Origin of the sequence: Promicromonospora umidemergens, from assembly GCF_024171995.1 — a bacterium.
In the GTDB taxonomy this organism is placed as follows: domain Bacteria; phylum Actinomycetota; class Actinomycetes; order Actinomycetales; family Cellulomonadaceae; genus Promicromonospora; species Promicromonospora umidemergens.
Genome location: NZ_JAMTCT010000013.1, coordinates 165,860 through 176,251 on the forward strand (window position 1 = coordinate 165,860; position 10,392 = coordinate 176,251).

The following is a 10,392-nucleotide window of genomic DNA, read 5'->3' on the forward strand; positions in this document are numbered from 1 at the left end:
GGCTCGTTGCGGTTCATGAGGTCGACCTCCACGAATCAACCGGCGAGGTGGCTGCTCGGCTCACGGTGTGGGTGATGGGCCCGAGGGCGAGGTCGGTGAGGTTGACCTCGCACGACACAGTGACGGTGATCTGTGATGGCTCACCGGGGGTGGACGAGTACCGCGAGGTGTCCACGCTCGTGCTGCTCGACATGCATGTCAGGTCCTGGTTGGTAAGGCTCGCGCTGGCAGCTTCCTGCGCCCGCGCGGGGGCGAGCGTGATGTCGCGGGTGATGGAGGCGGTGCGGGCGGCGTCGTAGGCGGCGGTCTCGACCACCTGTCGTGCCGTCACCACCCGGCCTGCCAGCAGGACCAGGGCCAGCAGCAGCCCGAAACCCACCACATTCACGGCCATCTCGAGCGACGCCGAGCCCGCCTCGGTGTTTCCGGTGCGAGCGGCGCCGGTGTGCCTCTTGGCGGCGCGGGCAGCGTTGATGTGATTCATGGGGTCACGCTTCGGGTGAGGGTTTCCGCTGGCGCCGAGGCGACGGCGGAGACCTCGGGTTCGAATCCGGGCAGGATTGAGTAGGCCTGTGCCGTGATCTGGACTTGCACGGTCGTGGCGTTACGGGTGGCACTCACCGACCACTCGGTCAGCGCGTCGTCGCCGACCTGGTCCAGGAACGACGTCGCGGCAGCGGTGCCGTCGGTGCCGGTGCCGTACTCGGCCGCGGCGGCGAACGCGCCCTGGTTGGCTGCGGCGATCACGACCTGCCGGGCGTGATGGACCAGCCCGGCCTGCACACAGATGAAGAACAGCCCGAGCAGGGCGGGCAGTGCGACGATCATCTCGAGCGTGATGGAGCCTCGGTCGTCGCGCCGCCCGGGCCCGGTCACTTTCTGTCGGGTCGCTCGCTGTCGAGCAGCCGGCCGTGGGGTCATCATGGTCAGGGGTTCGGGCTGATGATCTTTGCCGACTCGGACTCGGCGTACTGGGTCACCACGGCGATCACGATCCCGGCCACGACGAGCAGGGCGACTGCCCAGGAGACGAACTCCAGCGTGATCCCGCCGGCCTCCCGATCGAGCTCGGTCCGCTGCCGTCGTGACGGGTCCGTGAGCCGGTCGAAGAGCATGGTCTGGGCTACCTGGAGGGTGACGTACAGGTGAAGCATGAGGGTGGTCCTTCCGTCGGTCCGGCGACGTCAGCCGCCGGGTCTGGGGTACTGATGGGCGGGCCCCTCCTTCTTCGAATCCGGGTGGTTATGCGGGCAGGGGAGTGGGGGTCAGGTGTTCTGGAAGATCCGCAGGACGGCGGGGGCCATCAGCAGCGCGAGAAACACGACACCGAGCAGGGATCGGGGTATGTCCATGCGTTCGTTGGCCGCGTTGGCGGCGGCCAGGTCATCGGTGACCAGCGCTGCACGCAGCGCGGTCCGTTGCGCCTGCAGACTGGCTGCGACGGCGGTGCCCTCCTCGCCCGCCAGGCGCAGCACGTGGGCGACGTTCGCCAGCTCCGGCAAGGTCAGCTCGTCCCCGAGGGCTTCCAGTGCGTCCCAGGGGGATTGCCCGGAGGTGCGTGACTGGGTCAGCTCCTGGCTGATCCGGGCCCAGACCCAGTGGTCACCGGCCGCGGCGGCGTGTTCCATGGCCTGCCGCACACCGGACCCGCCGGCACGTTCGAAGGCGACCGCTTCGACGTAGGTGGCTACCTCTCGCCGCAGCTCGGTGCGCATCTTCTTCGCGTCGTCGATGGCGTTGTAGTTCGGGACGAAGAACATCACCACGGCCAGGAAGACCGCACCGGCTACGGAGACCACCGGCGGCAGCTCCAGCCCGAACAGGCCCACGACCCAAACGGCCAGGGGCGCGATCGCCAGACCATAGGCGGCGAACACGATCCTCTCTCCGTAGAACCGGGTCAGCGACCGGCCCAGCAGATTCAGTTCCTTGACCGGGGTCCGCAGCCATACCGTGTCGGGCACGTTGCGCATCGCCCAAGTCCCGAGGCGTTCGACACCGTCCTGCGGTGCGGGCTGGACCCGGACACTCGGGATCATGGTGCGCGACGGGGCCAGTGCAGCCAGCGCCTTGACGGGATCGACCCGGGCGGGCGCAAAGAAGTAGATGCCCAGCAGCGTCAACCCGAGAGCAAGGAGGCCGCCGACGATCACGGCGCCGGCCAGGCCGGTCATGACGCCCCTCCCCAGGCGCCGACCGGGGCAGACGGGACAGGGGAGGTGAGAACCGTGGCGCGCACACGCCGGTCACGTTCCGCGCGAGCCTGAACGCCGAGGCTCCGGGCAGGCGGCTTGCCCCGGGCGATACGGTCCAGCCAGACCAGCGTGCCGAGGTAGGCACCGATCAGCGCCGCGAGGACCACCTGTCCCAGGACGGTGGTGTACGGCTCGGCGTACTCCCCGCTGAACGCCAGGGCGACCAGCACACCGACGAAAAGGATCGTCACCCAGCGAGCCGTGGCCCGGGACTTGGCCCGGTCTGCCGCGACCTGACGGCGCGAGCGAACATCGGCTGCTGCCGAGTCGGCCACCGCCTCCAGCATCGCAGCCAGCCCGGTGCCGCGACGGCGAGCGGCCAGCGAGAGCTCAATGGCGATGAGGTCACCGGTCGGGTCGTGAAGGTCTTCGGCGAACGCCCGGACCGCCGCTTCGGTGTCCCACCGGGCGTCCACCCGGTGAACGAGCTGTTCGACGGGCTTCTTGATCGGTGCCGGGGCTGCCCGTTGCGAGTCCCGCAGTGCCTGCTCCAGGCCGATCCCGACGGTGATCACCCCGGCGAGCGAGCGACACCACTCGGCCATGGCGTCCAGGCGAGCGATCTGATCGGTCTCGGCCCGATTGGACAACAGCGCGGGCAGGCCGATCACCGCGGCGGGGATCCCGACCAGCGCGAGCAGCATCCCCGTGACTGTCCAGACGACGATCCCGCCGACCAGTCCCGCTCCGATCAGCATCCAACTGCGGCGCGAGACACGCGCGAGGCGGCTGCGGTGCCAGGTGCCTGGGCGTGGGAGGAGGGCCCATGCCCGCCACCAGGCGACCAGGAAGAAGACACTGAGCCCGATGAGAGCACCGGTGGTGATCGCGAGCCACATGGTCACCGGCCCCCGATGCTCTGGGCGGCTGCGTAGGCGGCCAGGTCGAAACGGCGCCGGGCGAGGCTGCGGTACTCGTCCGGCAGCACACCGGGCACCAGTTGACCGTCAGGTCCGGTGGTGAACACCCGAGTAGACGCGAATGTCCCGGGCTGGTCGCCGCGGCTGATCGCCACGATCTCGGTCACCCGCCGCCGGACCGTGGCAGGGCGAGCACCACCACGGTGGGCATGCTCGTCGTCCTCGTCGGGGAGGGTCAGTTCGATGTGGACCACCAAGTCGATCGCCTGGGCCAGCTTGGCGGTCACCATGTCGTGGGTGAACTGGGCGCCGGCCTCCATAGCGCACGTGGTCAGCTTCTCGATCGCGTCGATGGCGCCCCGGGCGTGGGTCGTGGACAACGATCCGGACCCGTTCTCCATCGTCTTGAGCATCGCGATCACCTCAGGCCCGCGGATCTCGCCGACGACGGTCCGCTGCACGTTGAACCGCAGGCTGTCCCACACGGCGTCGGACAGCGTGTACTCGCCGGCCTGCCGCCCGTCCGGGCCGATCTCCCCCGTGCCTGGTCGTGCCTCCCACGCCCGCACGAACCGCCGCCGCTCCTGCAGACGCAGCTCGGCCTCTGTTTCGATGGTGGCGATCTGCTCGAGCGGGTGGATGTGCGAGCACAAGGCCCGCACGAGCGTCGTCTTGCCCGCACCGGGAGAGCCGGACACCACGATGGAGCGTCGGTCCCGGACCGCCGCGGCTAGGAACTGCGCCGCCAACGGGGTCATGACGCCGTCCCGGGCGAGGTCGTCCAGGGAGACCTCGACGACGCGGTGGCGGCGGATGGTGACCTGGGGTCGCGGGGTGACCCAGGCGACCGCGGCCAGTCGTGACCCGTCGTCCAGCTGCAGGTGCAGGCGTGGCCGCGCCTCGGAGAAGATCCGCGGGTTGGCCTCGGAACGGGAGGCGAGGAACTGCAAGAACTCGATGAGTTGCTCGTCGCTGTCGGCGACCTGCGGGCCGGCGACCAAGGCGCCGTCGTTGAGCTCGAGCCACACCTCGTCGAAGCCGTAGATCAGGACGTTCTCGACGCGCTTGTCCTCCAGGAGCGGTTGCAGCCGGCCCATCCGGTACAGAGCGTCGAACACCGCCTGCGCCAGCTCACTTTGCTGCAGAGTGCTCAACGTGCCGCCGTCGGTGTTCGCCCGGCTGACCCTGATCTGCGCGATCAAGCCCTGGATGATGTCCCAAGCGAGTTGCTCGCGGGCGGGACGGTCGAGAGGGCCCTCCGCGGCTGAGGCCCGCGCTGCCAGGTCCTTCGACGCCTGCGTGCGCAGACTGGCCACCAGGCTCCAGTTCACGTCGGGGCCGAGGTGTACCGTGCCGGACGGCGCCACCCACGGGTTGGCACCCGTGCCGGCAGATAGTCCAGGAGTAGTCGGTGCCACAGTGGTCGTGTCGGGCAGTGGTTCGGTCAGGAACGGGATCGACGTGGGACGGGGCAGGTCGTAGTCAGGGCTGCTGTCATCGGCGGATCGGGTGTCACGCAGAGCGGTCATGCGCGCACCTCCAGGGTGCGGTGGTGCGCGAGCACGGTCTGCAGCGTTGCGACCGCGGCATTCAGCGATCGCACGTATTTGCTGGTCTCGAACGAGCCCGGCTGCCTGCTGCCCTGGGAGTAGAACTCGGCGCCCTTGGGGTCCCAGGCCACCTGCGCCATCAAGGGAAGGGACAGGGAAGCGGCTATCTCACGCCCCGTGTAGGGGCGCTTCTCACCGACTAGCAGCAGACCTGGGTTGCGCCACAGCGACTCGCGCACCACGACGTCGGCCCACGGACGAGCGCCTGCCAGGGACGGCAGCGATGACCTCAGGGTCAGGAGGGTCACGTCGGCCGAAGCGAGCACCGGACCTGGTGAGCCTGGGTAGCCGAGCGCGCCGGCGTCCACGATCACGTCGGTGCCTTCGGCGTCAAGCTCGGCCAGCGCCTGGGCGATCGGCTCCCACTGTCCACGCAGCGTCGGGGCCTGGGTGTGTGTCCGCAGGCCGGCCACGAACGACGCCTGCGTCCCCTCGAAGGGCAGCGCGACCTCCCGCAGAGCGTCCGCCGGGGCCAGCGACGACAGCGCGAGCTCGACCAGGCCCGTCTCGTAGGGCCCGGCGCCCTGGAACCACCCCGCCAGCAGCGCGGACAACCCGCGCGGGTCGGCCTCGAGCAACAACACGGGCCTTGGCCAGGCCAACGTCAGGCCCAGGCAGGTGCTGCTGACACCTGGCGCACCGTTCGTCGAGGCGAGAGCGATCACGGCCACCTCACTCACCCCCGCCGGCGGCATCCGAAGTCACGGCGGAGTCGTGGACGAGGGAAGCCCGTCCGGCGACCACGGCATCCGACAGTGCAACAGCTTCCTCGTGCGGGACCAGCACCTCCACGACGGTCCGCGATGCGCCTACGCGGACAGCCGCGACCTGCGCCGAGGTGTAGGTCGGCTCGGCGTCGGACTGAGCGGTCGCAGCGGACACGACAACCCGCACCGCGTCACCCGGTTCCAGCGAGAGCTCACCGGACTGATCCGGGGTCAACGTCACCCTGACCACCGACTGCCCCTCGGGCGGGAACGCGTCCTCGGACACCAAGCCGGGGGACAGGACCCCGCCCGCCTCGACCGCGCCGGTGACGCGCTGACCGATCAGTGCGGCAGCATCCCGACCGGGGATGGCCGAGACCGAAGGGTCCAGGGTGACCGAGACGACCTGGACGTCGTCAGCATCCACCACCTCGTAGGCGTCCAGGTCGTGGGCCGCGATCACGATGTCCTGCGACGTGGACATGAGCATCCATGTGACCAGGCCGAGCACACCGCCGGTGGCCAACGCCGCGCAGGCCAGGACCGCGAGCCAGGGCTGGCGTCGTAACACTGGCGGTGCAATGGGCGGCCGGGTAGCCGCTGGTTCATGGTCGGTTGCGTTCTGTCGTGTGGTGGTGGATTCGGACATTTGTGCCCCCTTTTGGGCGCCCGCTTAGCTCACGAGCACCTGACCCTCTGCCACGATCACCTGTGTCTGGGCCACCAACGGGTCCATGGCGATCGTCCCGGTCTGCCCGGCACCAGCCCACTCGACCGTCCAGGTCGAGGTAGCCGTCACCGTGTAAGCGCCGTCCGGCCGGGTGCCGGACTCACGCAGAAAGACATGGCCGCAGTCGGGTGACGGCGTCGCCCCGAATTCGGCTCGGTACGCAGTCCCGGCATCGCAGGAGAGCGTGGTGCCGTCATCCAGGTCCCAGACGACGTCGGTCACCTTGGCCGTGACCGTGACGGTCACGCCGCGCACGGTCGCAGACGCCGAGGCCGGGCCGAACGTCTCCTCGGACGGATGGTCGACCCACAACCAGACCGGTAGCCCGACTACCGCCGTGGCCGGCGGCTGCGGCGCCATCCCGATCTCGACCGCCCGCAGGTCCAGCTTTGCCAGCGCCTCCCGTGCGACTTCGCCCGGCGTCGGCGGAGCCTGCGCGGCTGTCGGCGGATCGAATAGGTAGATCAGAGCCGTCTGCCCTGTGGACGGGTAGTAGCAGTCGTAGACCTTGCCCTGCTCGTCGCCGACGCCGAAGTTCTCGTCAAAGTGCTGCCACACCGCCGACGACTGCGGCGGTTGCGGATCAGACGGCGTCGCACTCGCATAGCACTCCGCATCCGCCTGCCAGATCCCATGCGCCGACGTGCACGGCACCGGCTGGGGCTTGACGCCATCAGTCCGCACGCACGCCGGCTTACCGTCGTCCTTGTTGGCCGATCGGCTCACGCCTTCGCTACCTTGCGCATCCGCAGATCTACTGGACTCGCGAGAATCGTGGTGGCCAGTGCGGCTCCCGCGACCGGGAACTGTCACATCCGCCGTGCACGTCCCAGTGAATTGGTCCACGGCGGTCTTGCAGTCGCCGTCAGCACCTAAGACAGACCCGAGCGATATGGCAGGAACCTCTGAATGCAGCACGAACAGTCCCGCTGCCGCGAGACTGGCCACGAGTAGACGGCTCAGCGGGCGGCGCATGGCTTGCGCTCCAGTGTCTTGCGGTCAGCAACGAGCCAACCGGACTCGCGATCATCGCCGTAGTTCGGGTTGGACACCCACAGTCGTTCCCAGGTCCGGTCGGGACGGTTTGTCGCGACCTGCGACTCTCCCGACCTGTCGACGACGTCGACACCCGTGACGTCGTAGCAGACGTCAATCTGAATGGTCGGATCGGGATCCTCCAGCGATACAGACTGGGTTGTGAGCTCGACGACCGTAATCGCGCCGGTCTTGTGCCAGCCGTCGTCGGCCCACTGAGTGAACGTGTTCTGGAGCCTGAGCAGCTCGGCACTTGTGGCCACTGACTTCAGCGGCTCAAGGTCAGAGGGGTCTGTAGCAACAGCATCGGTGGTGCGGTAGTACTCGTGCACGAGTTCCGTCGCGTTGGCAGCAGCATGCTGCGCTTCCGTCGTCGGGCTGGTGCTCGGAGAAGGGGAGGACGTCGAACTCGCTGCGGTCGTGGGTGACGTCGACATCGACGGCTCTGTGGCAAAAGAGGTGCACCCCGCGGCGGCAAACACCGCGGCGGTCACGATTGCGATCGTGCTGGGCCGAACTCTCATGCTGTCTCCTTCGCCTGGGTGCGGAAGTGAGTTCCACGAAGGATCCCGGTCGTGAAGTGCAAACGGGGAGCCTAGATTTGCATCAGATCTCGATAAGTGCTACTTGGTCATTTGTCCAACTCGGCGCTATCCAGTGCCGTCCTGTGGACCGAGAACAAGAGCTGGCGCGACACCACGGTGCCACGAGGGCCGCTCGAATATCGCGCACGGAGAAATTGCGTTGATGCCCCTCGGACCTGTGTTTGTGCAGGTCAAAAACGCAGACGCAGTGATACACATTGAGGTCGCGCTGAAGCCCTGGGGCGCGGCAGGGACATGCTGGCGCCATTGCGCCTTGGTCTGAGCGCGATTTCTGAGGGTGAAATCCTGGTGGACCCCGAACTTGTGGCGTCGGAAGCGCATCGGGACCGATCAGTGTCTGGTCGGCTTGACGGCTCGAGCATGCTGGGTCCACGGCGGTGTGCGATTGTTCTTTGTCGCGGCCCACGCACCAACGGAGTTCTCGATGCTTGGTCGACCGGTCGTCTCCGACTATGGATGGGTGCGCCGCCCAGAGACCAATCCGACCTTGGGTTGGGTCCTCCCAGGGTGCGGGTGCCTGGTATCTCCGGTACGCGGAGCCCAACGAAAGCTGCCCGGGCGCCGATGATGCCGTTCGAACGATGGCACTGACGGCGTCGAGTGGCTGCGATCGTCGTTCAGGCTGCGATCGCGTCGTAGAGGCGGATTGCGATGTCCCCGCCGGCCACGCTGCGCAGATGGTCGTATGCGGGCATCTGGGCGGTGGAGGCGTGCGCGGCGCGCACGTTCAGGTCCGGGTCGTCCTGGACGGCGGCGATGAACGCGGCCCGTTCGGGGCGTGACAGCCACGAGCGGGCTCCTGCCCGGGGTGTGGCTGGTCGACGCACGTGCGTCATTGGATCGGTATCGAGGTGCCCTTCGGTGACCAGCCAGCGGGTGAGCCCGGCCACCGCGGACAGGTAGCTGCGGATCGTGTTGTCGCCCAGGCCTTCCTCGCGCAGCTCCCCGATCCAGGCCTCGATATCGGTCCGGGTGGGGCGGGCTGGGTCGATGCGGGTGCCGCACCAGGTTGTCCACCTGCGGAGGTATCCGGTGTAGTTCTCCAGGGTCCGGCACCGGTAGGGGGTGAGGTAGCCCTCGATGAGCTGAGCGACGGGTTCGGTCACGGTGCCTTCTGCTTCACGGCTTGAGTGCCTGGACGCGGCGGGCATGTGCAGCCCCAGGGGCAGGAGGAAATGTGCGCCCCTGGCGGCCGTGCGGTGGTCCCGGTCTCGCCCGCCGCGGGCATGCTCGAGTCCAACCTCCGAGCCAGGACCGGCCCGCCCCCGTGGGGCTGGACCAGCACATGCAGCAGGGCGTGGATCTGGTCGATACGGTCCGCGCAGTGAGAGCAGGTTGGCATGTCGCCGCGCCTCGTGGTGGTCTCGATCAGACCAGCGGCTTCCCACACCAGGCGGTGGATCTCGCCCGGGTGAAGGGGATCGATGACGCGCAGGGGTTCGAGCAGTTCGACAAGCCCGGGCGGCACGGCGCGCTGGCCAGGACGCGCGGCAGCGCAGGCGAGCGCACTCAGAAGCAGACCAGCGGCCAGGATCCAGGGCCGTTCGTCCGGCTGGGAACCCTGCAGGATCACCAAACCAGCCAAGGACAGGACAACCGCACCGGTGAGGAGGCAGCGCTCGCGGGCCAGGTTGCGGGTGCGGGCATTCTCGTCCGGGCCGGGGTCGATCACGATCGTGGTAGCCGATGACCAGGCTAGGCGGATGCCCGCCGCCGGGACGTGCAGGGTGTGCTGGCAGGTCATGACGCCTCGGTGGTCGACCCGATGGGTGCGGTCACGCGGACCAGGACTGCGCACTGGTTGGAGATGTCGGAGACCCATCCGGTCCAGGTCTGCCAGGCATGGGCGGGGTTGGGTGCCTCGGGCGGTAGATCGAGTAGGAGGGCCAGGCGGTGGGCGTCCCGAGTGGAGGTCGCCGTGACGGTGAGCTGGATGATCTTGATGACGTCCTGCCCGAACGTGAGGGTGACGAACTCGGTGTCGATGTCGCGCACACGCACGTGCGACCAGTAGCCGATGACTGACCTCGCCCAAGCCCGGTCGTAGGTCGCCCTGGTCATCGTGGGGCCCGGCGTGGTCGTGGAATTCATCGCGGGCCTCCGACGACGTGCACCGGGCCTGATGGTCGGGACGGGGGAGCGACCAGCAGGTGGTGGTCGGCCAGGGCCCAGGCCCGGCAAGGGTGCTTGGGGCGCCACCAGTAGGGCCGCCATGAGTGGCAGCGTTGGCAGCGGGGGGCTTCACCCCGTTTGGTGGACACGCTGATACTGGATCGTGGATCCAGAGGAAGCGAGTTTGATCCGCATGGCTATGAAGAACTATCCGGAGGAGTTCAAGGCCGATGCTGTGGCCTTGTACGAGTCCACACCCGGGGCGACGATCAAGGGGATCGCCCGGGACTTGGGCGTCTCGCGAGAGACGTTGCGGTTATGGGTGCGCCGCGCGGCTGAGCAGCGCGGGCAGGCCGCCGTGACGGCCGGTCCGGCAGCGGGCACGACGCCCGGCGAGCCGGCGGTGCGTTCCGGTGGCCGGGTCGGGCAGCTGGAGGCACGGGTCGCCGAGCTCGAGGCAGCCAACGCTCGCCTGGAG

The 10,392-nt window shown here is 68.5% G+C and carries 14 protein-coding genes; 2 read left to right on the forward strand and 12 right to left on the reverse strand.

Going from position 1 to position 10,392, the window contains the following annotated elements; genetic code table 11:
* Positions 1–13 precede the first annotated feature (13 nt).
* The 11 genes from APR04_RS19470 to APR04_RS19520 all read right to left on the reverse strand — a co-directional run bounded on the left by APR04_RS19470 (position 14) and on the right by APR04_RS19520 (position 8,908).
* Positions 14–484, reverse strand: coding sequence for a TadE/TadG family type IV pilus assembly protein (locus APR04_RS19470; protein ID WP_253873294.1), 471 nt, complete (start codon positions 482–484; stop codon positions 14–16).
* Positions 481–876 carry a TadE/TadG family type IV pilus assembly protein gene (locus tag APR04_RS19475; protein ID WP_253873296.1) on the reverse strand — a complete coding sequence of 132 codons (396 nt, stop codon included), beginning with the start codon at positions 874–876 and terminating at the stop codon, positions 481–483. Before APR04_RS19475 ends, APR04_RS19470 begins: the two co-directional genes overlap by 4 nt.
* 50 nt (positions 877–926) lie before the next feature.
* Positions 927–1,154, reverse strand: coding sequence for a hypothetical protein (locus tag APR04_RS19480; protein ID WP_253873298.1), 228 nt, complete (start codon positions 1,152–1,154; stop codon positions 927–929).
* Positions 1,155–1,265: 111 nt separating this feature from the next.
* Complete coding sequence (locus tag APR04_RS19485) at positions 1,266–2,123, reverse strand: type II secretion system F family protein (RefSeq protein WP_253873300.1); 858 nt, start codon at positions 2,121–2,123, stop codon at positions 1,266–1,268.
* Positions 2,124–2,170: 47 nt separating this feature from the next.
* Complete coding sequence (locus APR04_RS19490; protein WP_253873329.1) at positions 2,171–3,094, reverse strand: type II secretion system F family protein; 924 nt, start codon at positions 3,092–3,094, stop codon at positions 2,171–2,173.
* 2 nt (positions 3,095–3,096) lie between these two features.
* A complete protein-coding gene (locus APR04_RS19495; RefSeq protein WP_253873302.1) occupies positions 3,097–4,644 on the reverse strand; it encodes a TadA family conjugal transfer-associated ATPase in 1,548 nt (515 codons plus the stop codon).
* A complete protein-coding gene (locus tag APR04_RS19500) occupies positions 4,641–5,396 on the reverse strand; it encodes a CpaE/TadZ family protein (protein ID WP_253873304.1) in 756 nt (251 codons plus the stop codon). The genes APR04_RS19495 and APR04_RS19500 overlap by 4 nt, the downstream gene beginning before the upstream one ends.
* Before the next feature lies 1 nt (position 5,397).
* Positions 5,398–6,003 (reverse strand): SAF domain-containing protein, encoded by a 606-nt coding sequence (locus APR04_RS19505; protein ID WP_253873306.1) that lies wholly within the window; start codon positions 6,001–6,003, stop codon positions 5,398–5,400.
* Positions 6,004–6,105: 102 nt separating this feature from the next.
* The gene (locus tag APR04_RS19510) at positions 6,106–7,137 is read right to left on the reverse strand and encodes a hypothetical protein (protein ID WP_253873308.1); all 1,032 of its coding nucleotides are present in this window, start codon (positions 7,135–7,137) and stop codon (positions 6,106–6,108) included.
* A complete protein-coding gene (locus tag APR04_RS19515; RefSeq protein WP_253873310.1) occupies positions 7,122–7,691 on the reverse strand; it encodes a hypothetical protein in 570 nt (189 codons plus the stop codon). Before APR04_RS19515 ends, APR04_RS19510 begins: the two co-directional genes overlap by 16 nt.
* Positions 7,692–8,419: 728 nt before the next feature.
* On the reverse strand, positions 8,420–8,908 hold the full coding sequence (locus tag APR04_RS19520) for a tyrosine-type recombinase/integrase (RefSeq protein ID WP_253873312.1): 489 nt from the start codon (positions 8,906–8,908) through the stop codon (positions 8,420–8,422).
* A 179-nt stretch (positions 8,909–9,087) separates the two neighbouring features.
* On the opposite strand from APR04_RS19520, the gene APR04_RS19525 reads away from it, so the two are divergent.
* Positions 9,088–9,492 (forward strand): hypothetical protein, encoded by a 405-nt coding sequence (locus tag APR04_RS19525; RefSeq protein WP_253873314.1) that lies wholly within the window; start codon positions 9,088–9,090, stop codon positions 9,490–9,492.
* Between the two features lie 50 nt (positions 9,493–9,542).
* Here APR04_RS19525 and APR04_RS19530 read toward each other — a convergent pair whose 3' ends face one another.
* The gene (locus tag APR04_RS19530; RefSeq protein ID WP_253873316.1) at positions 9,543–9,893 is read right to left on the reverse strand and encodes a hypothetical protein; all 351 of its coding nucleotides are present in this window, start codon (positions 9,891–9,893) and stop codon (positions 9,543–9,545) included.
* A gap of 214 nt (positions 9,894–10,107) precedes the next feature.
* Between APR04_RS19530 and APR04_RS19535 the strand changes: the two genes are divergently transcribed.
* A partial coding sequence (locus APR04_RS19535; protein ID WP_253873318.1) for a transposase occupies positions 10,108–10,392 on the forward strand: 285 nt, incomplete at its 3' end.

Coding starts and splice junctions, on each gene's coding strand:
- APR04_RS19470 (WP_253873294.1), bottom strand. CDS start 484: ATGAATCACATCAACGCTGCCCGCGCCGCCAAGAGGCACACCGGCGCC.
- APR04_RS19530 (WP_253873316.1), bottom strand. CDS start 9,893: ATGAATTCCACGACCACGCCGGGCCCCACGATGACCAGGGCGACCTAC.
- APR04_RS19495 (WP_253873302.1), bottom strand. CDS start 4,644: ATGACCGCTCTGCGTGACACCCGATCCGCCGATGACAGCAGCCCTGAC.
- APR04_RS19510 (WP_253873308.1), bottom strand. CDS start 7,137: ATGCGCCGCCCGCTGAGCCGTCTACTCGTGGCCAGTCTCGCGGCAGCG.
- APR04_RS19525 (WP_253873314.1), top strand. CDS start 9,088: ATGCAGCAGGGCGTGGATCTGGTCGATACGGTCCGCGCAGTGAGAGCA.
- APR04_RS19490 (WP_253873329.1), bottom strand. CDS start 3,094: ATGTGGCTCGCGATCACCACCGGTGCTCTCATCGGGCTCAGTGTCTTC.
- APR04_RS19480 (WP_253873298.1), bottom strand. CDS start 1,154: ATGCTTCACCTGTACGTCACCCTCCAGGTAGCCCAGACCATGCTCTTC.